Origin of the sequence: Pseudomonas helmanticensis, from assembly GCF_900182985.1 — a bacterium.
GTDB lineage: Bacteria > Pseudomonadota > Gammaproteobacteria > Pseudomonadales > Pseudomonadaceae > Aquipseudomonas > Aquipseudomonas helmanticensis.
On record NZ_FXUY01000001.1, the window covers coordinates 3,013,138 to 3,034,676 of the forward strand.

Annotated in this window: 18 protein-coding genes; 14 read left to right on the top strand and 4 right to left on the bottom strand. The window is 59.2% G+C overall.

All coding sequences use genetic code 11. From position 1 onward, the window contains the following. The first annotated feature begins 165 nt into the window (after positions 1–165). A complete protein-coding gene (locus QOL84_RS13565) occupies positions 166–900 on the top strand; it encodes a M12 family metallopeptidase (RefSeq protein WP_283437524.1) in 735 nt (244 codons plus the stop codon). A gap of 61 nt (positions 901–961) precedes the next feature. After that, positions 962–1,672: a M12 family metallopeptidase gene (locus QOL84_RS13570; protein WP_283437525.1), complete on the top strand. Its 711-nt coding sequence runs from the start codon at positions 962–964 to the stop codon at positions 1,670–1,672. Positions 1,673–1,703: 31 nt separating this feature from the next. Here the strand turns inward: QOL84_RS13570 and QOL84_RS13575 are convergent, their stop codons facing one another. Then, entirely contained in the window at positions 1,704–3,335 is a 1,632-nt protein-coding gene (locus tag QOL84_RS13575) for a Na+/H+ antiporter (RefSeq protein ID WP_283437526.1), read from the bottom strand. 279 nt (positions 3,336–3,614) lie between these two features. Here QOL84_RS13575 and QOL84_RS13580 point away from each other — a divergent pair, with 279 nt between their 5' ends. From QOL84_RS13580 to QOL84_RS13595, 4 genes are all read left to right on the top strand, one after another. Then, positions 3,615–3,977 (top strand): ArsC family reductase, encoded by a 363-nt coding sequence (locus QOL84_RS13580; protein ID WP_016985102.1) that lies wholly within the window; start codon positions 3,615–3,617, stop codon positions 3,975–3,977. Positions 3,978–4,010: 33 nt separating this feature from the next. Next, on the top strand, positions 4,011–5,045 hold the full coding sequence (dapD, locus tag QOL84_RS13585) for a 2,3,4,5-tetrahydropyridine-2,6-dicarboxylate N-succinyltransferase (RefSeq protein WP_283437527.1): 1,035 nt from the start codon (positions 4,011–4,013) through the stop codon (positions 5,043–5,045). Positions 5,046–5,175: 130 nt separating this feature from the next. After that, a complete protein-coding gene (locus QOL84_RS13590; RefSeq protein WP_283437528.1) occupies positions 5,176–6,381 on the top strand; it encodes an aminotransferase class V-fold PLP-dependent enzyme in 1,206 nt (401 codons plus the stop codon). Continuing rightward, positions 6,378–6,782 (top strand): SufE family protein, encoded by a 405-nt coding sequence (locus tag QOL84_RS13595; protein WP_283437529.1) that lies wholly within the window; start codon positions 6,378–6,380, stop codon positions 6,780–6,782. The genes QOL84_RS13590 and QOL84_RS13595 overlap by 4 nt, the downstream gene beginning before the upstream one ends. Positions 6,783–6,902: 120 nt before the next feature. Here QOL84_RS13595 and tcdA read toward each other — a convergent pair whose 3' ends face one another. Then, a complete protein-coding gene (tcdA, locus tag QOL84_RS13600) occupies positions 6,903–7,721 on the bottom strand; it encodes a tRNA cyclic N6-threonylcarbamoyladenosine(37) synthase TcdA (protein WP_283437530.1) in 819 nt (272 codons plus the stop codon). A gap of 214 nt (positions 7,722–7,935) precedes the next feature. On the opposite strand from tcdA, the gene QOL84_RS13605 reads away from it, so the two are divergent. The 4 genes from QOL84_RS13605 (at position 7,936) to QOL84_RS13620 (ending at position 13,141) form a co-directional block, all read left to right on the top strand. Next, on the top strand, positions 7,936–10,524 hold the full coding sequence (locus QOL84_RS13605) for a glycosyltransferase (protein WP_283437531.1): 2,589 nt from the start codon (positions 7,936–7,938) through the stop codon (positions 10,522–10,524). Between the two features lie 203 nt (positions 10,525–10,727). Further along, entirely contained in the window at positions 10,728–11,879 is a 1,152-nt protein-coding gene (dapE, locus tag QOL84_RS13610; protein WP_129389756.1) for a succinyl-diaminopimelate desuccinylase, read from the top strand. Further along, a complete protein-coding gene (locus tag QOL84_RS13615; RefSeq protein WP_129389753.1) occupies positions 11,879–12,688 on the top strand; it encodes a putative RNA methyltransferase in 810 nt (269 codons plus the stop codon). Before dapE ends, QOL84_RS13615 begins: the two co-directional genes overlap by 1 nt. A gap of 75 nt (positions 12,689–12,763) precedes the next feature. After that, the gene (locus QOL84_RS13620) at positions 12,764–13,141 is read left to right on the top strand and encodes a hypothetical protein (RefSeq protein WP_283437532.1); all 378 of its coding nucleotides are present in this window, start codon (positions 12,764–12,766) and stop codon (positions 13,139–13,141) included. 197 nt (positions 13,142–13,338) lie between these two features. Here the strand turns inward: QOL84_RS13620 and QOL84_RS13625 are convergent, their stop codons facing one another. Then, a complete protein-coding gene (locus QOL84_RS13625; protein WP_007908870.1) occupies positions 13,339–13,548 on the bottom strand; it encodes a cold-shock protein in 210 nt (69 codons plus the stop codon). Between the two features lie 238 nt (positions 13,549–13,786). On the opposite strand from QOL84_RS13625, the gene plsB reads away from it, so the two are divergent. The 4 genes from plsB to QOL84_RS13645 all read left to right on the top strand — a co-directional run bounded on the left by plsB (position 13,787) and on the right by QOL84_RS13645 (position 18,236). Next, a complete protein-coding gene (gene plsB / locus QOL84_RS13630; RefSeq protein ID WP_283437533.1) occupies positions 13,787–16,285 on the top strand; it encodes a glycerol-3-phosphate 1-O-acyltransferase PlsB in 2,499 nt (832 codons plus the stop codon). A 97-nt stretch (positions 16,286–16,382) separates the two neighbouring features. Then, a complete protein-coding gene (locus tag QOL84_RS13635) occupies positions 16,383–17,069 on the top strand; it encodes a hypothetical protein (RefSeq protein WP_283437534.1) in 687 nt (228 codons plus the stop codon). Positions 17,070–17,120: 51 nt separating this feature from the next. Beyond that, positions 17,121–17,519 carry a YbaY family lipoprotein gene (locus QOL84_RS13640; RefSeq protein WP_129389741.1) on the top strand — a complete coding sequence of 133 codons (399 nt, stop codon included), beginning with the start codon at positions 17,121–17,123 and terminating at the stop codon, positions 17,517–17,519. A 27-nt stretch (positions 17,520–17,546) separates the two neighbouring features. Beyond that, complete coding sequence (locus QOL84_RS13645) at positions 17,547–18,236, top strand: DUF4197 domain-containing protein (RefSeq protein ID WP_283437535.1); 690 nt, start codon at positions 17,547–17,549, stop codon at positions 18,234–18,236. Between the two features lie 231 nt (positions 18,237–18,467). Here the strand turns inward: QOL84_RS13645 and QOL84_RS13650 are convergent, their stop codons facing one another. Continuing rightward, positions 18,468–21,536, bottom strand: coding sequence for an efflux RND transporter permease subunit (locus tag QOL84_RS13650; RefSeq protein WP_283437536.1), 3,069 nt, complete (start codon positions 21,534–21,536; stop codon positions 18,468–18,470). Positions 21,537–21,539 lie beyond the last annotated feature (3 nt).

Sequence of the window (21,539 nt, forward strand, 5' to 3'; positions counted from 1 at the left end):
GTCGTGCGGGAACAAACACCACGCAACATATCAACTCCCCGCATCGTCTTCCTATCTTCAGCCCCGACACTTACTCTGTCCGTCAGGCCGAACCCGGTTATTTAAAAAAACAAATTCCACGCCCCCCCAAAAAAACAACAAAGCGTCTATTACGGAAAGTTATTCATGGATGATATTAAAGATTGTTTTGTTAAAGCGCCCAAAGACATTAACGCGTCTTACCAAACGGCCATTGAGGAGAATCCCGCCAATCGCGGTGCGCCCAGCGGTCGGCAGAAAAGAGCCGTGTTCAAGCATCGCAAACTCTGGACACCCGGCCGAACCCTGCGCATTCGCGTGCTGGCCGGTGACGCGGCCTACAAGCAAGCCATTCGCGCGGCCGCAGAGACATGGACTGCTTTTATCAATCTCAACTTCGACTTTGTCGATGACGGTGATGCCGAGATTCGTATATCCGATGACGGCGGAGCCTACTGGTCGCTGATCGGCACTGACGCATTAACCATTGATGATCAAAGCGAAGCCACTATGAATCTTTCGCCTGATCACAACTTGTCGCTCAAGTTCTTCATGGCCAATGCCATACATGAGTTCGGTCATGTACTGGGTGCCGAACATGAACATCTGCATCCACAGATGACCATTCCCTGGGACAAGCAAGCCGTCTACGAGCACTTTGGCGCAGAAGATGATCTGGCCCGCAGCAGCATCGACGAGCGTTATTTCAATCTTCTCGATGCCAGTGAAGTCGACAACTCGGCTTACGACCCAAAGTCCATCATGCACTACGCCATCCGCCAGAGCTGGACTCAGGGTGACTTCCAGATTCACCTGAATCTGCAGCTCAGCGACAAAGACAAGGCTTTCATATCCGCAGCTTATCCACAGCCCGATGCCTGACAGGACGTCAGGTTTCATCAAAACCACTCACTTCATGCATCACTTAAAAAGGATTTCAAGAATGCCAGACTGCAAAATCTGTACGACACTGCCGCCGAAAAGCCAAAGTCCTTCCTATCAGGCCGCGCTTGCCGAAAACCCTGCCAACGTCAGCAGACAGGGCATTTCCTTACTGGGCGTGGCCCTTGATGGAAAGGTATGGAAAGCGTTCAGGACGCTTAGCGTCACGTTTCTCGATAACCTGACGAACGACGAGCAAAGGCAGTATCGGGAAGTCATTCGGGAATGGGGCAACCATATCAATCTGGATATCGCGTTCACGAGCGAGCGCGATGCCGACATTCGCATCAAGACCAAAACCAGTGACAACAGCTCTGCCGTTGGCACAGACGCACTCACCGTCGATGTGCAGAATCCAACGATGTACATTGCCGAAAAGCCAGGCAGCAGCAGATTCAGAACGGTATTACTGCACGAGTTCGGCCACGCCTTGGGCTTCGAACACGAGCATTTGCACCCGTACGCCAACATCCCTTGGAACAAGCAAAAGGTTTACGACCACTTCACGCGACTCGGTATGAGCAGAGCCGCTATTGACGAAAACTTCTTCACCAAGATCAATCAAAAGATGTCTGTGACCGCTTATGATCAAAAGTCGATCATGCACTACCCGATAGAAAAAACCTTCACCGACGGAGTATTTGAGGTCACTGAAAACACCGAACTAAGTAGATTGGATATACACATGGCGCGAACCGTTTATCCCCGATAAAACCAGCAATCCGATCAACACCCATGCGGGACTACTTCAACACCCCCAGATTGGCCTCACTCAAATCAAGCTCACCTAATACCTCGCGCAATACGTCATCACCGATCTGGTGATGACGGCTGAGGCTGTAGAGTTCCAGACGTTGCGCGCGAAGTGCCTTGAGGCGTAAACGACGCTCGAGCAGATCCATCTGAAACGCCAGGGCCTGTGCTTCGGCCGAGTCGTTGAAGACATCGAGCTGATGGCGGTACTCGGACATGATCCGCGCCTTGAGTTCTGCCGCGAGAGCGGCCTGCGCTGCATCCTGCGGGCCGACCTCCTCGGTTTCCAGCGCATGAATCGCTGCCTCGGCGGTCTTGCGCCAGGCGTCGCGCACTTCCTGGCGACGTTTGTCGTCCGGGCTTTTTTCGATGCCGCGCAACAACAGAGGCAGAGCGATACACGCCGAAATCAACGACAGCAGAATCACCCCGGCAGCGATAAAGATCAGCAGATCACGCTCGGGAAACGCCTCCGCGCCCATCAACATCGGCACCGACATCACACCCGCCAGCGTCACCGCACCGCGTACGCCACCCACCGTCAGCAGCCAGCAGGAGCGCGCCGTCGGCACCTGAGTCAACTCGTTCTTGCCACGCAAACGCCGCAGCAACACCGACAAGCGCCAGATGCTCTGCACCCAGATAAACCGCAGCAGCACCAAGGCGAGAAAGATCGCCACCACGTCGAGACAGCGATAGAACAGGGTCGGCCATAACGTCGGTTCGTGGCTGACCACCGCTTTGATGATGTCCGGCAACTGCAGACCGAGCAGCAGGAAGATCAACCCGTTGAAGGCAAACTCCAGCAGCGACCAGACGCTGCGATTAAGCAAGCGGGTGCTGGTTTGCCGAGGCAGCAGATCGAGCCAGCTCTGCATCATGCCCGCCGCCACTGCCGAGAGAATGCCCGAGACCCCGAGGCGTTCAGCCAATACATAAGCAGCGAACGGCAGCAGCAACATGAACACCACGTGCGTGGCGGGATCGTCCCAGCCTCGCGCGATCATCCAGGCGCGCAGGCGCCCGACCAGCCAGCTCAAGGCCACGCCGACGGCCAGCCCACCGAGGGCCACCACGACAAAGGTCAGGCTGGCGTTGGTCAGCGAGAACACGCCGGTGATCGCCGCGGCCAGTGCGAACTTGAAGGTCACCAGACCCGAGGCGTCGTTCATCAACGCTTCGCCCTGCAAGATATGCATCAGCGGCGTCGGCAAGCGGTTCTGCGAAATCGCCGAGACCGCAACCGCGTCGGTTGGCGACAGCACAGCGGCCAGGGCGAAGGCTACCGGCAACGGAATCGCCGGCAACAACCAGTGAATGAAGTAGCCGGCGCCGACTACGGTGAACAGCACCAGACCAACCGCCAAGGTCAGGATCGGCCCGCGCAAATGCCAGAATTCACGTTTGGGCATGCGCCAGCCATCGGAAAACAGCAGCGGCGGCAGGAACAGAAAGAGGAACAATTCAGGATCGAGCGCCACGTGCAGACCGAGGGTCGGCCAGGCGAGCAAGGCGCCGGCGGCGATTTGCACCAGCGGCAGAGGCAGCGGGATGACCCGTCCGACCAGACGCGAAACGCTGACCAGCATCAGCAGGATCAGGACGGTGTAAGCAGTTTGCATAAAGCGGAAATCTCAGACAATCGACAGCGTTGAACTGCCATATTAGCCGCTTAGCATGCATCTGACCGTTGCACCTATGTCGCAGCTGTCCCAACCGATCCCCGCACAACAATGCGCAGGAGCTGCGGCACGCTGCGATCTTTTGATCTTTAAAGACACAATCAAAAGATCGCAGCCTCGTTTCACTCGACAGCTCCTACAGGGTTTTGCGTATTCGCCGAAGGGTCATGGCATAATCCGTCACCATTTTTCTCCAGCACCTGTGAAGGGGGCGATTCCTTGACCGTTTCAAGTAAAACGTTGCACCTTTTCGGCATCAAAGCCTGCGACACCATGAAAAAGGCGCGCACCTGGCTCGATGAACACGCTGTCAGCTACGACTTTCACGATTACAAAAGCGCCGGCATCGACCGTGAGCACCTGACCCAATGGTGTGACGAGCACGGCTGGCAAACGGTGTTGAACCGTGCAGGCACGACCTTTCGCAAACTCGACGACGAACGTAAAGCCGATCTCGACCAGTCGAAAGCCATCGAACTGATGCTCGCTCAACCCTCGATGATCAAGCGCCCGGTGCTCGATCTCGGTGACCGAACCCTGATTGGCTTCAAGCCAGATATCTACGCGGCCGCTCTGAAGTAAGCAGCCCGTCACTCTTTGTAGAGGTGTATTTACATGTCCAATTCCCTGTTCAGCATCGCCTTTGGTGTCGGCACTCAGAATCGTCAAGGCGCATGGCTGGAAGTGTTCTACGCACAGCCACTGCTCAACCCTTCGGCCGAACTGGTCGCCGCGGTTGCGCCGATCCTCGGTTACACCGAAGGCAACCAGGCCATCACCTTCACCACCGCTCAGGCTGCACAACTGGCTGAAGCCGTGAAAGGCATCGACGCCGTGCAAGGCAAGCTGCTGACCCGTCTGGCCGAAAGCCACAAGCCGCTGGTCGCCACCCTGCTGGCTGAAGACGCACAGCTGACTTCGACCCCTGAGGCCTACCTCAAGCTGCACCTGCTGTCGCACCGTCTGGTCAAGCCGCACGGCGTGAGCCTGGCCGGGATCTTCCCGTTGCTGCCGAACGTGGCCTGGACCAGCCAGGGCGCCATCGACCTGAGCGAACTGGCGGAAATGCAACTGGAAGCCCGTCTGCGCGGCGATCTGCTGGAAGTGTTTTCGGTCGACAAATTCCCGAAAATGACCGACTACGTGGTTCCGGCCGGCGTGCGTATCGCTGACGCCGCGCGTCTGCGTCTGGGCGCTTACGTCGGTGAAGGCACCACCGTGATGCACGAAGGTTTCATCAACTTCAACGCCGGCACCGAAGGCCCGGGCATGATCGAAGGCCGCGTTTCCGCTGGCGTCTTCATCGGCAAGGGTTCCGATCTGGGCGGCGGTTGCTCGACCATGGGCACCCTGTCGGGCGGCGGCAACATCGTGATCAAGGTTGGCGAAGGCTGCCTGATCGGCGCCAACGCCGGTATCGGTATTCCGTTGGGCGACCGCAACACCGTGGAGTCGGGCCTGTACGTGACCGCCGGCACAAAGGTCGCGCTGCTGGACGAGCACAACAACCTGGTTAAAGTTGTGAAGGCGCGCGAGCTGGCCGGTCAGACTGACCTGCTGTTCCGTCGCAATTCGGAAACCGGTGCTGTGGAATGCAAAACCCACAAATCGGCGATCGAACTGAACGAAGCGCTGCACGCTCACAACTAAGCAGCACATCGACCTCCTGTGGGAGCGAGCCTGCTCGCGAAGCTTTTGGCGTATTCAAGAACGCCTTCGCGAGCAGGCTCGCTCCCACAGTGTCTTGTGTACACCCGCCCAAGTTCACAGGGCTGAACAGATGATGATTCCCTCCCCGTGGCGTGCCGATTTCCCGGCCATCGCCGCGCTGCAACGGCAAGACCAGACCTATCTGGACAACGCCGCCACCACGCAAAAACCGCAAGCCCTGCTCGACGCGCTGACGCATTACTACGCCAATGGCGCGGCCAATGTGCATCGCGCGCAACACCTGCCCGGCGCCCATGCCACGCAGGCGTTCGAGGACAGTCGGCTCAAGGTTGCCCACTGGCTGAACGCCGGTGACAGTGGGCAGATCATCTTTACCCACGGCGCCACCAGTGCGCTGAACCTCCTGGCTTATGGCCTGGAACATCTTTTCCACCCCGGCGATGAAATTGTCATCAGCGCCCTGGAGCATCACGCCAACCTGCTGCCGTGGCAGCAACTGGCGCAACGTCGCAATCTGAAACTGGTGATCCTGCCGCTGGATACCGACGGTCTGATCGACCTCGCTGCCGCCGTGCACTTGATCAGCCCGCGCACACGCTTGCTGGCGGTCAGTCAGCTGTCCAACGTACTCGGCGCATGGCAGCCATTGCCGGCGCTATTGGGCATGGCCAAGGCGCAGAACGCATTGACCGTGGTCGATGGCGCACAAGGCGTGGTTCACGGTCGGCATGACGTGCAGGCGCTGGGTTGCGACTTTTATGTGTTTTCCAGCCACAAACTGTATGGCCCCGATGGCCTCGGTGTGTTGTTCGGGCGCAATGCTGCACTTGAACAACTGAAGCCTTGGCAGTTCGGCGGTGAAATGGTGCTGGAAGCCAACTACCACGACGCGCGCTTTCGCCCTGCTCCGCTGGGTTTTGAAGCGGGCACACCGCCGATTGCCAGTGTGATCGGCCTCGGTGCCACGCTGGATTATCTGGCCGGGCTCGATCAGGACGCGGTGTCGGCCCACGAAGCGGTGCTGCATGACTATCTGCTGCGAGGCCTCGCCGCTCGTAATGGCATTCGCTTGCTCGGCAAGCCGCAATTGGCGCTGGCGAGTTTTGTCGTCGAAGGCGTGCACAACGCCGATCTGGCGCACTTGCTGACCGAGCAAGGTATTGCCGTGCGCGCCGGACATCATTGCGCGATGCCGTTGCTGAAAAGCTTTGAGCTGGCCGGAGCGATTCGCGTGTCGCTGGCGCTGTACAACGATTCGGAGGATCTGGAACGGTTCTTTGAAGCGCTGGATCAGGCGCTGGAGTTGTTGCGATGAGTTTGCCGGTCGAAGCCGCCGAGGCGTTGCAGACTTTTCAGAATGCGGCTGGCTGGGAACAGCGGGCGCGGTTGTTGATGCAGTTTGGTGATCGCCTGCCGCCGCTAAGTGACGCCGACAAGTGCGAGGCCAATCGCGTGCATGGCTGTGAGAGTCAGGTGTGGCTGGTTGGGGCGTTGCGCGAGGGTCACTGGCAATTCAGCGCGAGCAGCGATGCGCGGATGATTCGCGGCTTGGTGGCGTTGTTGCTGTTGCGGGTCAACGGGTTGTCGGCGGCTGATTTAAAGCAAATAGACTTGCCTGATTGGTTTAATCAGCTCGGCCTGTCGCGCCAGTTGTCGCCCTCGCGCAGCAACGGCCTGAATGCCGTGCTCCAGCGAATGAATGATCTGGCGCGCTAACTGATCGTTCCCACGCTCTGCGTGGGAATGCCTCAACGGACGTTCCGCGTTCGGCTGCTGATGGGGACGCGGAGCGTCCCGGGCTGCATTCCCACGCGGAGCGTGGGAATGATCAACCGGTCAGGCGTCAGGTTTGACCCGATCTGAAGGGCGCCGCACACCCGCGACAATCTTGTCCACAGCCTTGGTCGCCGCGACCATGCCGAACGTCGCCGTGACCATCATCACCGCGCCAAACCCACCCGCGCAGTCCAGTTTCACCCCATCGCCAACAAAACTCTTCTGCAAACAAATGCTGCCATCCGGTTTCGGGTAGCGCAGTTGCTCCGTGGAAAACACACACGGCACGCTGTAATGACGGGTCACGGTGCGCGAAAAACCGTAATCACGACGCAACGTCGAACGCACTTTCGAGGCCAATGGGTCGTTGAACGTACGATTGAGATCGCAGACCTGGATCAGCGTCGGATCAATCTGCCCGCCCGCGCCACCCGTGGTGATGATCTGAATCTTGCGGCGTTTACACCAGGCGATCAGCGCAGCCTTGGCGTTAACCGCGTCGATGCAGTCGATCACGCAGTCAATGTTCGGCGTAATGTATTCGGCCATGGTCTCGCGGGTGACGAAGTCCGCCACTGCGTGCACCGTACAATCCGGATTGATCCCGCGCAGACGCTCGGCCATCACCTCGACCTTGGGTTTGCCGACGGTGCTGTCCAGCGCGTGCAATTGGCGGTTGGCGTTGCTGACGCAGACATCGTCCAAATCAAACAGCGAAATCTCGCCGACGCCACAGCGGGCAATGGCTTCCGCCGCCCAGGAACCGACGCCACCGACGCCGACGATCGCCACATGCGCCGCACGTAAACGCGCCAAGCCTTCGATGCCATACAAACGGGCGATGCCTGCAAACCGCGGATCTTCTGTACTCATGACCATTACCCCAAAAACCGGCGCGCATTATAGGGCTACACAGCGACAAGTTTTAAGCTTCCAGCTACAAGTGTAAGAACTTAAGTCAAAGTCGGCTGCCCAATGTCGGGCATTTCCCTGTCTGATGTACGACTTGCGAACAGCCGGTGTAGGATGCGCGCCCCTCGGGCGTATAGCCGACCGATCCTCCGTTCCACAGCCTTTGGAACCCGAAATAGCTATGTCATCGCGTAAATTTGGACTCAACCTGGTGGTGGTTCTGGCAATCGCCGCCCTGTTCACCGGTTTCTGGGCGCTGATCAACCGCCCGGTCTCCGCGCCGAACTGGCCGGAGCAAATCTCCGGTTTCTCCTATTCGCCGTTCCAGCAGGGACAATATCCGCAAAAGGATCAGTACCCGACTGACGACGAGATGCGCCGCGATCTGGAGATCATGAGCAAGCTGACGGACAACATCCGCATCTACTCGGTCGACGGTTCGCTGCAAGACATCCCGAAACTGGCTGAAGAGTTCGGCCTGCGCGTGACGCTGGGGATCTGGATCAGTCCCGACCAGGAACGCAACGAACGGGAAATCCAGCGCGCCATCGAACTGGCCAACACATCACGCAGCGTGGTTCGCGTGGTGGTCGGTAACGAAGCGATTTTCCGCAAGGAAATCACCGCGCAAGAGCTGAGCGTATTGCTCGATCGCGTGCGCGCGGCGGTGAAAGTGCCGGTGACCACCTCCGAGCAATGGCACGTCTGGGAAGAACACCCGGAGCTGGCCAAGCACGTTGACCTGATCGCTGCGCACGTTCTGCCGTACTGGGAATTCATTCCGGTCGACAAGGCTGGCCAGTTCGTTTTCGACCGTGCCCGCGACCTGAAAAAGCTCTTCCCGAAAAAACCGCTGCTGCTCTCCGAGGTCGGCTGGCCGAGCAACGGTCGCATGCGCGGTGGCGCCGATGCGTCGCCGGCGGATCAAGCGATCTATCTGCGCAACCTGGTCAACAAGCTCAACCGCCAAGGCTTCAACTACTTCGTGATCGAAGCGTTTGACCAGCCGTGGAAGGCCAGCGATGAAGGTTCGGTCGGCGCGTACTGGGGCGTGTTCAACGCCGCGCGTCAGCAGAAATTCAACTTCGAAGGCCCGGTGGTCGCGATCCCGCAGTGGCGCGTACTGGCGATCGGCTCGGTAGTGCTGGCGCTGTTGTCGCTGACTTTGCTGATGATCGACGGTTCGGCCCTGCGTCAACGTGGGCGGATCTTCCTGACCTTTATCGCCTTCCTTTGCGGTTCGGTGCTGGTGTGGATCGGTTACGACTACAGCCTGCAATACAGCACCTGGTTCAGTTTGACGGTCGGATTCCTGTTGGCGCTCGGCGCGCTCGGGGTGTTTATCGTGTTGCTGACCGAAGCGCATGAATTGGCCGAAGCGGTGTGGATTCACAAACGTCGACGCGAATTCCTGCCGGTCGAGGGCGACTCTAATTACCGCCCGAAAGTCTCGATCCACGTGCCGTGCTACAACGAGCCGCCGGAGATGGTCAAACAGACCCTCGACGCCCTCGCCGCGCTCGATTATCCGGACTACGAAGTCCTGATCATCGACAACAACACCAAGGACCCGGCGGTCTGGGAACCGGTGCGCGACTACTGTGCAACACTCGGCCCGCGCTTCAAGTTCTTTCACGTCTCGCCTTTGGCCGGCTTCAAGGGCGGCGCGCTGAACTACCTGATTCCGCACACCGCCAAAGACGCCGAAGTGATCGCCGTGATCGACTCCGATTACTGCGTGCACCCGAAATGGCTGAAGCACATGGTGCCGCACTTCGCCGACCCGAAAATCGCTGTGGTGCAGTCGCCGCAGGATTATCGCGACCAGAACGAAAGCACCTTCAAGAAGCTCTGCTACGCCGAATACAAAGGCTTCTTCCACATCGGCATGGTCACCCGCAACGACCGTGACGCGATCATTCAGCACGGCACCATGACCATGACCCGGCGCTCGGTGCTGGAAGAGTTGGGCTGGGCTGACTGGTGCATCTGTGAAGACGCCGAACTCGGTCTGCGCGTGTTCGAAAAAGGCCTGTCGGCGGCGTATTACCACGACAGCTACGGCAAGGGTCTGATGCCGGATACGTTTATCGACTTCAAAAAACAGCGTTTCCGCTGGGCTTATGGTGCGATTCAGATCATCAAGCGCCACACCCGCAGCCTGCTGCGCGGCAAGGACACCGAGCTGACGCGCGGTCAGCGCTACCACTTCCTCGCGGGCTGGTTGCCGTGGGTCGCGGACGGCATGAACATCTTCTTCACCGTCGGCGCGTTGTTGTGGTCGGCGGCGATGATCATCGTGCCGCAGCGGGTCGATCCGCCGTTGCTGATCTTTGCAATTCCGCCACTGGCGTTGTTTGTGTTCAAGGTCGGCAAGATCATCTTCCTCTACCGTCGCGCCGTCGGCGTGAACCTGAAAGATGCATTCTGCGCGGCACTGGCCGGATTGGCGTTGTCGCACACCATCGCCAAAGCGGTGCTGTACGGCTTCTTTACCACCAGCATTCCGTTCTTCCGTACGCCGAAAAACGCCGACAACCATGGCTTCTGGGTGGCGATTTCCGAAGCACGGGAAGAGCTGTTCATCATGCTGCTGTTGTGGGGCGCGGCGCTGGGGATCTACCTGGTCAACGGCATCCCGAGCAACGACATGCGTTTCTGGGTAGTGATGTTGTTGGTGCAGTCGCTGCCGTATCTGGCGGCGCTGATCATGGCGTTCCTCTCGTCGCTGCCCAAACCTGCGGCCAAGCCTGAGCCGGCAACAGCATAATCGGTAACGGATAACGTCAAACGGCGGCCTTCGGGCCGCCGTTTTGCTTTAGAATGACCGCCTTTTTCAATGCCAACAAACTCGGTAGGAGCTGCCGCAGGCTGCGATCTTTTGATCTTGCTGTTGATTTTAAAAAACAAAATCAAAAGATCGCAGCCTGCGGCAGCTCCTACAGGTTTACCGTGCGCACCCGGAGTTATTACATGACGGCCCACGCCGACCTTTCGCCGACCCTCCAACTCGCCATCGACCTGATCCGCCGTCCATCCGTGACGCCGGTCGACGCCGATTGCCAGAAGCAGATGATGCAGCGCCTGGGCGATGCCGGTTTCAGCCTCGAGCCGATGCGCATAGAAGATGTGGATAACTTCTGGGCGACCCACGGCAACAACGACGGTCCGGTACTGTGCTTCGCCGGCCACACCGACGTGGTGCCAACCGGCCCGGTCACCGCTTGGCAGATCGACCCGTTCAACGCGTTGATCGATGAACACGGCATGCTCTGCGGCCGTGGCGCGGCAGACATGAAAGGCAGCCTCGCGTCGATGACCGTCGCCGCCGAGCGTTTCGTCGCCGACTACCCGAACCACAAGGGCAAAGTTGCGTTCCTGATCACCAGCGACGAAGAAGGCCCGGCGCACCACGGCACCAAGGCTGTGGTCGAGCGTCTGGCCGCGCGTAACGAACGTCTGGACTGGTGCATCGTCGGCGAACCATCGAGCACCACGCTGGTCGGCGACGTGGTGAAAAACGGCCGTCGCGGCTCGCTTGGCGCCAAGCTCACGGTCAAAGGCATTCAGGGCCACGTCGCTTACCCGCATCTGGCGAAGAACCCGATCCACCTTGCCGCTCCAGCGCTGGCCGAACTGGCCGCCGAGCATTGGGATAACGGCAACGATTTCTTCCCGCCAACCAGTTTCCAGATCTCCAACCTCAATTCCGGCACCGGCGCGACCAACGTGATTCCGGGCGATCTGGTAGCGGTGTTCAACTTCCGTTTCTCTACAGAATCGACTGTCGAAGGCCTGCAGAAACGCGTCGCCGACATCCTCGACAAACACGATCTGGACTGGCACATCGACTGGGCGCTGTCCGGCCTGCCGTTCCTCACCGAACCGGGCGCGCTGCTCGACGCGGTGTCGGCGAGCATCAAGGCGATCACCGGTCGCGAAACCAAGGCGTCGACCAGCGGCGGGACGTCCGATGGTCGTTTTATCGCGACCATGGGCACGCAAGTGGTTGAACTGGGGCCGGTCAATGCGACCATCCATCAGGTCAACGAACGCGTGCTGGCGGCGGATCTCGACGTGCTGACCGAGATCTACTACCAGACCCTGATCAAGTTGCTCGCCTGATGCTTGCTTGCCCCATTTGCAGTGAGCCGCTGAACGCGGTGGACAACGGCGTGGTCTGCCCCGCCGGCCACCGCTTCGACCGTGCGCGGCAGGGTTACCTGAACCTGCTGCCGGTGCAGCACAAGAACAGCCGCGACCCGGGCGACAACCAGGCTATGGTCGAAGCGCGTCGTGATTTCCTCAACGCTGGCCATTACGCGCCGGTGGCCAAGCGTCTGGCTGAGCTGGCGGCGAGTTATGCGCCGGATCGCTGGGTCGATATAGGCTGTGGTGAGGGTTATTACACCGCGCAAATCGCCGAGGCCTTGCCGAACGCCGATGGCTACGCGCTGGATATCTCCCGCGAAGCGGTCAAACGCGCCTGCAAGCGTAACCCGGCGATCAGCTGGTTGATCGCCAGCATGGCCCGCGTGCCTTTGGCGTCGGGCAGTTGCCAGTTTCTCGCCAGCGTTTTCAGTCCGCTGGATTGGGCAGAAGCCAAACGTCTGCTCAGTGTCGGCGGTGGTCTGATGAAAGTCGGCCCGACCAGCGGCCACCTGATGGAACTGCGCGAACGCCTGTACGACGAAGTGCGCGAGTACACCGACGACAAGCACCTGGCTCTGGTGCCAGAAGGCATGGCGCTGGCACACAGTGAAACCCTGGAATTCAAACTGACGCTGGACAAGCCCGAGGATCGCGCCAACCTGTTGGCGATGACTCCCCACGGCTGGCGCGCCAGTGCCGAGCGTCGCGCGGCAGTCATCGAACAGGCCGAGCCGTTCGAGACCACCGTGTCGATGCGCTACGATTATTTCGTTCTTCAATAACTTTTGGTCTCGGGCAAGTGCCCGGGGCCGGCTAAATCCGCGAATGGATTTTTCAGACCCGCAGTGAGGACATCCATGCGCCAACCGGATATCGAGATTTACCTGAAAGACGCCGACGTCGACCACAAGGCCATTTCGGCCTGGCTGGGCGAAGCACTGGGCCCATGCAGCGACTGGGTGCAGAAAGGCCAGACCTGGAAGTGCAAGGCCGGCAACGTGCCGGTGACCTGGCTGCCGAAAGCCGTGGGCAAATGGAACAGCCTGTACCTGGAAAGCGATGCGACCCCATGGGACGACGACATCGCCTGCGCTCGCGCAGCGTTTGCTGCGCTGAACGTCGAAGTACGTTGCGCGCCGGGGACGTGGGTCGAGGAAGAAGGTGAGGAAACGGCGGATCGCTGGATGCGCATCAGCGAAGACGGTGAAGAAGAAATCACCTGGAAAACCGCGTAACAACAGGCAACGCGGATACAAATGTGGGAGCGAGCCTGCTCGCGAATGCGTAGTGTCAGTCGATATGAATGGTGACTGATACACCGCATTGATCGTTCCCACGCTCCGCGTGGGAATGCAGTCCGGGACGCTCTGCGTCCCAAAGCGAACGCGGAGCGTCCGTTGAGGCATTCCCACGCAGAGCGTGGGAACGATCATCACAGGCCTACAACGTCTTCCGCCTGCAAGCCCTTCTCGCCAGTAATCACCGCGTACTCGACCTGCTGGCCTTCCGTCAGCGACCGATGCCCTTCGCCACGAATCGCGCGGTAGTGCACGAACACGTCCACCCCGTCTTCGCGCTGGATAAAGCCGTAGCCCTTGGCGTCGTTGAACCACTTCACGTTGCCGGTTTCACGGGTTGCCATCTGTTCATACTCCTTTTTTATTATTGAACAGGCTTTTCGCAGGAAAGCCTTTGCGGAACATCAACCTGCGTCCGACGTCCATACAAGGGCCCCGGCGACAGACCGCCGAGTATATGACAGGCGCGAAAACTCTCAACAGGAGATTACTTCGCCGCTTTTTTGCCGATTTTCAGCGAATCCGGCACACTATCGACCGCCCGAGCATCTGCTCGGTTTTATTCACTCACGCAGAAGCCGTATGACCCGTTCCCCGTTCCGCCGTCTTGTGTTTGGCACCTTGCGCCGACTGTTGTATCTCTGGGTTCGCTCGGAGACGATCAACCAGTCGTCGTTCACCCTCAACCTCGACCGCAGTCGTCCGGTGTTCTACGTCCTGCAAAACCCTTCGCTGACCGATCTGGCCGTGCTCGACACCGAGTGCACCAAGGCCGGCCTGCCGCGTCCGGTGCTGCCGGTGTCGGTCGGTTCGCTGATCGAACCGGCGGCGTTTTTCTATCTGACGCCGGATCCGGACTGGCTCGGTCGCCAGGACAAACGCGGTGCACCGCCGACCCTGACCCGATTGGTCAGCGCCCTCACCCAGAACGCTGCCGAAGACGCGCAGATCATTCCGGTCAGCGTGTTCTGGGGCCAATCGCCGGACAGCGAAAACAGTCCGTGGAAACTCTTGTTCGCCGACAGCTGGGCCGTCACCGGGCGCCTGCGCCGGCTGCTGAGCATCATCGTCCTCGGGCGTAAAACCCGCGTGCAGTTTTCCGCGCCGATCCACCTGCGCGAGCTGATCGAACACAACAAGGGCCACGAACGCACCGTGCGCATGGCCCAGCGGATCCTGCGCGTACACTTCCGCAATCTCAAAGCAGCGGTGATCGGCCCGGACATTTCCCACCGCCGCAATCTGGTCAAAGGCCTGCTCAACCAGCCGCTGGTCAAGCAAGCGATCCTCGACGAAGCCGAGCGCGAAAACATCTCGCCGGAGAAAGCCAAGGCCCAGGCCCTGCGCTACGGCAACGAAATTGCCTCGGACTACACCTACACCGCGATCCGCTTCCTCGAAGTGGTGCTGAGCTGGTTCTGGAACAAGATCTACGACGGCATCAAGGTCAATCACATCGAAGGCGTGCAGAAGGTCGCCCAGGGTCACGAAGTGATCTACGTGCCGTGCCACCGCAGCCACATCGATTACCTGCTGCTCTCGTATTTGCTGTTCCGCAACGGCCTGACCCCGCCGCACATCGCCGCCGGAATCAACCTCAACATGCCGGTGATCGGCAGCCTGCTGCGTCGCGGCGGCGCGTTCTTCATGCGCCGCACATTCAAGGGCAACCCGCTGTACACCTCGGTGTTCAACGAGTATCTGCACACCCTGTTCACCAAAGGCTTCCCGGTCGAGTACTTCGTCGAGGGCGGTCGCTCGCGCACCGGGCGCATGCTGCAACCGAAAACCGGCATGCTCGCGATTACCTTGCGCAGTTTCCTGCGTTCGTCGCGGATGCCGATCGTGTTTGTGCCGGTGTACATCGGTTACGAGCGCGTGCTGGAAGGTCGTACCTACCTCGGCGAACTGCGTGGCGCGAGCAAGAAGAAAGAGTCGATCTTCGACATCTTCAAAGTCATCGGCGCACTCAAGCAACGCTTTGGTCAGGTCGCGGTGAACTTCGGCGAGCCGATCAAACTGGCGGAATTCCTCGACGCCGAGCAACCGGACTGGCGCCAGCAGGAACTCGGCCCACAATACAAACCGGCGTGGCTCAACGAAACCACCAACCGCCTCGGCGAGAAAGTCGCGCAGCATTTGAACGAAGCAGCGGCGATCAACCCGGTCAACCTTGTAGCGCTGGCGCTGCTGTCGACCACGCGCCTGGCGCTGGACGATCGCGCTATGGCCCGCGTGCTGGATTTGTATCTGGCGTTGCTGCGCAAGGTTCCGTATTCGCCGCACACCACGCTGCCGGAAGGCGATGGTCGTGCGTTGATCGAACATGTGAAGGACATGGACCTGCTCGCCGAGCAGAACGATGCGCTGGGCAAGATTCTTTATCTGGATGAGCAGAACGCCGTCCTGATGACTTACTACCGCAACAACGTTTTGCACATTTTCGCCCTGCCGGCGCTGCTGGCGAGTTTCTTCCAGAGCGCTTCGCGCATGAGCCGCGAACAGATCCTGCGCTACACCCGTGCGCTGTATCCGTACCTGCAATCGGAGCTGTTCATTCGCTGGTCTCTGGAAGAACTGGATGGCGTGGTCGATCAGTGGCTGGAAGCGTTTGTCGAGCAAGGCTTGCTGCGTTTCGAGAAGGATGTCTACCTGCGCCCAGCACCGAGCTCGCGACATTTTGTCTTGCTGACGCTGCTGTCGAAGAGCATCGCGCAGACCTTGCAGCGCTTCTACATGACCGTGTCCTTGCTGCTCAACAGCGGCCAGAACAGCATCAGCGCCGAAGAGCTTGAAGACCTCTGCACCGTGATGGCCCAGCGCCTGTCGATCCTCCATGGCCTCAACGCCCCGGAGTTTTTCGACAAGAGCCTGTTCCGTCACTTTATCCAGACCCTGCTCGACCTCGACGTGCTGCGTCGCGACGAGGCCGGCAAACTGAGTTATCACGAGCTGCTCGGCGAACTGGCGGAAGGTGCGGCGAAGCGCGTATTGCCAGCGGACATTCGATTGTCGATCCGCCAAGTGGCATTGCATCGCAGTGAAGATGCGGCTGAAACGGCGGTCATTGCCGAAGGCTGAAACTTGCCGATAACTAACGGAGAGCCCGCCGGGTTCTCTCGTTAGTTGATTCGTGAATAAATAGGCTCACGTTAATAATCGCGATAAGGATATCGAGATGAGCCTGTTGCACGAACAAACTCCCATTGTCACCGTCGACTTCCGTCTGCCCCCAGACTTCCGCGCTCCTGAGGGCGGTGAGAATGAAACGGTGGTCAGCGTCAAAGCCATTACTTTAACTCCGCCGATTACCATCAAAGACTGGCGACACCCGTCAGTTTTCGATATCGACTGGAAGTTCTCTTTCCCGCATCACTACCACGATGTCGGCGTGAAATATCAGATCAACGTTCAGATGTTTCATGACCAACAGCCACTACTGTTGGCGCTGGATTACTTTGTTATCGTCAACACAGCCCCGCACCGACAGACGCTGCATTTGAGTCCGATCGGTTTTTTGCATGTGCAAGTTCAGGAGCCGCGCACGGTTGCTGAACACGAAGCTGTAACGATCAGCCTGCACGATGCAGATCATCCCGATACACAACTTGCCCGCATCACACACGATGAACGAACCGCCGCTTCGTTTTATCTGCAATACGATCCGGACAGCGTCATGCCCGGTAGGCGTTATGCGTTAAGCGGTGTTGAAAATCGCTACCGTCAATCCATTCTGGTCACGCCGTCGCATGTCGAACTTGCGCCGGTTTCGCCCAACCTGGGCTCGTGGCTATCGCAGTGGATCGCGCAATGGCTGAAAAAACCATTACGTTTGTTCACTGACGTTAATGACAAAATCCGCTAGATTCCCCTTCGGTGCCGGGATTCTTCCGGCGCAAAAGTCACAGAGGTCCCGATGAAAAAACTCACCCTTCTCGCCGCTGCCACTTTGTTGAGCGCCTGCCAATCGACCACACCGGCCGGCAAGGTCGGCCTCGATGGCGAAGTGTTCTACCTGCAGCGCATCGCTCTGCCACCGAGCGCGACCCTCAGCGTGAGCCTGCAAGACATTTCTCTGGCCGATGCGCCCGCCGTCGTACTCGACGAGCAGAAAGGCCCGGTCCAAGGTCAGGTACCACTGCCTTTTCACTTGAGCTACGATCCGGCGCAAGTCAAACCCGGTCACCGTTATTCGGTCAGCGCACGCATTGAAGTGAATGGTGAGCTGATGTTCATCACCACCGAAAACCACGCCGTGCAACTCGACGGCAACGACCCGCAGCCGCTGAAAATCCGCGTCGACGCCATTCGTTAATTCATATTCTGCAACAAGGAAGCCGCCATGCTCCGCCCTACCCTTCGCTTCGCCGGCCTGTGCGCGGGCCTGATGATCTGCGCCAACGCCATGGCCCTGTCGCTCAGCGACCTGTCGCAAAAAGACGCTACCGGCGGCCTCAAGGACGCCCTGACCCAAGGTGCGCAAATTGCCGTCAAACAACTGGGCACCCCGGGTGGCTTCAGCAACAACCCCGATGTGAAGATCGAGCTGCCGGGCAAACTCGGCAAAGCTGCCAGCAAGATGAAAGCGTTTGGCATGGGGGCTCAGGTCGAAGAACTTGAAACTGCGATGAACAAAGCGGCGGAAAGCGCCGTGACTCAGGCCCAGCCCATCCTCGTCGATGCCGTGAAGAAAATGAGCGTGGAAGACGCCAAGGGCATCCTCAGCGGCGGCAAGGACTCGGCCACCCAATACCTCGACAAATCCAGCCGCGAACAGATCCGCGCCAAGTTCTTGCCGATCGTCAAACAGTCCACCGACAAGGTTGGCGTGGCGCAGAAGTACAACTCGTTCGCCGGCCAGGCTGCGGCCTTCGGTGTTGTCGATGCGAAAAGCGCGAATGTCGAAAACTACGTGACCGAGCAGGCGCTGAATGGCTTGTTTGAAATGATCGGCAAACAGGAAGAAACCATCCGTCAAAACCCTGCCGCTGCAGCGACCAGTCTGGCGAAGAAAGTCTTCGGCACGTTGTAACCCACCGTGTAGGAGCTGCCGAAGGCTGCGATCTTTTGATCTTGGGTGTTTATATCAAAGACAAGATCAAAAGATCGCGGCCTTCGGCAGCTCCTACATGGAATCACGGCAAGCCCGCCCCCCAATCAGGTTGAGTGTCAGCTCGCCTGCTTTTGATCCCCGCAGAAACGGATATTCACAAGGAACACCCAAAACATGGTCGGCCCGAAGGCCGCCACGTCAAACCAAAGATCAAGCCTCGCGCCGAACCCTGAACCAAGCCGCATACAACGCCGGCAAAAACAACAAAGTCAGAGCCGTAGCGACAATCAACCCGCCCATGATCGCTACCGCCATCGGCCCGAAAAATACACTGCGCGACAACGGAATCATCGCCAACACCGCCGCCAGCGCCGTCAACACAATCGGCCGGAACCGCCGCACCGTCGCCTCGATGATCGCCTGCCAGGGCTTAAGGCCGGAAGCGATATCCTGCTCGATCTGATCCACCAGAATCACCGAATTGCGCATGATCATCCCCGACAACGCAATGGTCCCCAACATCGCCACAAACCCGAACGGCTGGCGGAACACCATCAAGAACAACGTCACCCCGATCAAGCCCAATGGCGCGGTCAAAAACACCATCGCCGTGCGCGAAAAACTGCGCAACTGCACCATCAGCAACGTCAGCACCACGACGATGAACATCGGCACCCCGGCATTCACCGACTTCTGCCCGCGCTCGGAATCTTCCACGGTGCCGCCGACATCCAGCAGATAACCATCCGGCAACTCGGCGCGAATCGAGTCCAGCGTCGGCATGATCTGCTTGACCAGGGTCGCCGGCTGCTCCTTGCCATAGATGTCCGCTCGTACGGTGACGTTCGGCAGCCGATTGCGATGCCAGATAATCCCTTCTTCAAAGCCGTATTCCAGCGTGGCAATCTGCGACAACGCCACGCTGCGGCCGTTATCGGTCGGTACCGCCAGACTCGGCAACAACGACAGTTCAGTGCGCTCATGCACCGTGCCGCGCAGCAGAATCTCGATCAACTCGTTGTCTTCGCGGTACTGACTGACACTCGACCCGGTCAACGAACTCTGCAGGAATTTCGCCAGATTGGCCGTGCTTACACCCAGCGCCCGGGCACGATCCTGATCGATATTCAGGTACACGACTTTGCTCGGTTCCTCCCAATCCAGATGCACATTGACCACGTGCGGATTCTCGCGAACCTTGGCCGCGACCTTGCGCGCCAATGCACGGACTTCTTCGATGTGTTCGCCGGTGACGCGGAACTGCACCGGATAACCAACCGGCGGGCCGTTTTCCAAGCGAGTGACCCGCGAACGCAGCGCCGGGAATTGCTCGTTGAGTGTCTCGATCATCCAGCTGCGCAGCGCTTCACGCTCCTCGATGGTCTTCGCCAACACCACAAACTGCGCGAAGCTTGCCGCCGGCAGTTGCTGATCGAGCGGCAGGTAAAAACGCGGCGAACCGGTGCCGACATAAGCGACGTAATTGTCGATGCCCGCGTGATCCTTGAGCATCGCTTCGAGTCGTTTGACCTCGCCTGTGGTGTTGGCCAAGGACGCGCCTTCCGCCAGTTTCAGATCGACCATCAACTCCAGTCGGTTGGAGGCCGGAAAGAATTGCTGCGGGACGAAACGGAACAACATCACCGAAGCGATAAACAGCCCGACCGTCAGCACGATCACGGTTTTGCGGTGCGTCACGCACCACTCGACCAGACGCCGCACCCGCTGATAAAACGGCGTGCCGTACGGATCCGGCTGACCATCGCCAGTGCCGTGTTTGGCCGCATGAATTTTCGCCAGATCCGGCAACAGTTTTTCCCCCAGATACGGCACGAACATCACCGCCGCGACCCACGAGGCGAGCAGCGCGATGGTCACTACCTGGAAGATTGAACGGGTGTATTCGCCGGTGCCGGATTGCGCCGTGGCAATCGGCAGGAAACCGGCGGCAGTGATCAACGTACCGGTCAGCATCGGGAACGCGGTGCTGGTCCAGGCGTAACTCGCCGCACGAATGCGATCGAAGCCCTGCTCCATTTTGATCGCCATCATTTCCACGGCGATGATCGCGTCGTCCACCAGCAATCCGAGCGCCAGCACCAGCGCACCGAGGGAGATCTTGTGCAGGCCGATGCCGAGGTAATACATGCAGGCGAAGGTCATCGCCAGCACCAGCGGAATGGTCAGCGCGACGACCATGCCGGTGCGCACGCCAAGGGAGAAGAAACTCACCAGCAAGACAATCGCCAGCGCTTCGACCAGCACCTGAACAAACTCACCGACCCCGGTTTTCACCGCCGCCGGCTGGTCGGAAACCTTGCGCAATTGCATGCCGGCCGGGAGGTTTTTCTGGATGCGCGAGAACTCGCCTTCCAGCGCTTTGCCGAGGACGAGAATGTCGCCACCGTCCTTCATCGCTACGGCCAGACCGAGCGCGTCCTCGCCCATGAAACGCATGCGCGGCGCCGGAGGATCGTTGAAACCACGGCGCACGTCAGCCACATCGGAAATGCGGAACGTCCGGTCACCAACGCGGATGGGGAAGTTCTTTATCTCATCGACTGTCTTGAAATTCCCCGAAACCCGCAACTGCAAGCGCTCGCTGCCGGTTTCAAAGAACCCGGCGGTCGACACCGCGTTCTGCTCTTGCAGCGCTTGTTGTACCGCCGCCAGCGGCAAGCCAAGGGTCGCCAGTTTGACGTTGGACAGCTCGACCCAGATCTTCTCGTCCTGCAAACCGAGCAAGTCGACCTTGCCGACGTCCTTGACCCGTTGCAGCTGGATCTGGATGCGATCAGCGTAATCCTTGAGCACGGCGTAATCGAAACCGTCGCCGGTCAGCGCATAGATATTGCCGAACGTGGTGCCGAATTCATCGTTGAAAAATGGTCCCTGGATATCCGGCGGCAAGGTCTGGCGAATGTCGCTGACCTTCTTGCGCACCTGATACCAGAGGTCGGGGATCTCCTTGGAATGCATCGAGTCGCGGGCAATGAACGTGACCTGCGATTCGCCGGGGCGCGAGAACGACACGATGCGCTCGTACTCACCGGTTTCCATCAGTTTCTTTTCGATGCGTTCGGTGACCTGGCGCGAGACTTCCTGCGCGGTCGCACCCGGCCAACGGGTCTGAATGACCATGGCCTTGAAGGTAAACGGCGGGTCTTCGCTCTGGCCGAGTTTGGTGTAGGACAACGCACCGACGATGGCCAGCAAAAGCATCAGGAACAGCACAATCTGGCGATTACGCAGCGCCCATTCGGAAAGGTTGAAGCGCATCGG

Bases quoted from the DNA above. Each gene is read 5' to 3' on its own strand.
- QOL84_RS13565 (WP_283437524.1), top strand. From the start codon at position 166: ATGGATGATATTAAAGATTGTTTTGTTAAAGCGCCCAAAGACATTAAC.
- QOL84_RS13570 (WP_283437525.1), top strand. From the start codon at position 962: ATGCCAGACTGCAAAATCTGTACGACACTGCCGCCGAAAAGCCAAAGT.
- QOL84_RS13575 (WP_283437526.1), bottom strand. From the start codon at position 3,335: ATGCAAACTGCTTACACCGTCCTGATCCTGCTGATGCTGGTCAGCGTT.
- dapD (WP_283437527.1), top strand. From the start codon at position 4,011: ATGTCCAATTCCCTGTTCAGCATCGCCTTTGGTGTCGGCACTCAGAAT.
- QOL84_RS13590 (WP_283437528.1), top strand. From the start codon at position 5,176: ATGATGATTCCCTCCCCGTGGCGTGCCGATTTCCCGGCCATCGCCGCG.
- QOL84_RS13595 (WP_283437529.1), top strand. From the start codon at position 6,378: ATGAGTTTGCCGGTCGAAGCCGCCGAGGCGTTGCAGACTTTTCAGAAT.
- tcdA (WP_283437530.1), bottom strand. From the start codon at position 7,721: ATGGTCATGAGTACAGAAGATCCGCGGTTTGCAGGCATCGCCCGTTTG.
- QOL84_RS13605 (WP_283437531.1), top strand. From the start codon at position 7,936: ATGTCATCGCGTAAATTTGGACTCAACCTGGTGGTGGTTCTGGCAATC.
- dapE (WP_129389756.1), top strand. From the start codon at position 10,728: ATGACGGCCCACGCCGACCTTTCGCCGACCCTCCAACTCGCCATCGAC.
- QOL84_RS13615 (WP_129389753.1), top strand. From the start codon at position 11,879: ATGCTTGCTTGCCCCATTTGCAGTGAGCCGCTGAACGCGGTGGACAAC.
- QOL84_RS13620 (WP_283437532.1), top strand. From the start codon at position 12,764: ATGCGCCAACCGGATATCGAGATTTACCTGAAAGACGCCGACGTCGAC.
- QOL84_RS13625 (WP_007908870.1), bottom strand. From the start codon at position 13,548: ATGGCAACCCGTGAAACCGGCAACGTGAAGTGGTTCAACGACGCCAAG.
- plsB (WP_283437533.1), top strand. From the start codon at position 13,787: ATGACCCGTTCCCCGTTCCGCCGTCTTGTGTTTGGCACCTTGCGCCGA.
- QOL84_RS13635 (WP_283437534.1), top strand. From the start codon at position 16,383: ATGAGCCTGTTGCACGAACAAACTCCCATTGTCACCGTCGACTTCCGT.
- QOL84_RS13640 (WP_129389741.1), top strand. From the start codon at position 17,121: ATGAAAAAACTCACCCTTCTCGCCGCTGCCACTTTGTTGAGCGCCTGC.
- QOL84_RS13645 (WP_283437535.1), top strand. From the start codon at position 17,547: ATGCTCCGCCCTACCCTTCGCTTCGCCGGCCTGTGCGCGGGCCTGATG.
- QOL84_RS13650 (WP_283437536.1), bottom strand. From the start codon at position 21,536: ATGCGCTTCAACCTTTCCGAATGGGCGCTGCGTAATCGCCAGATTGTG.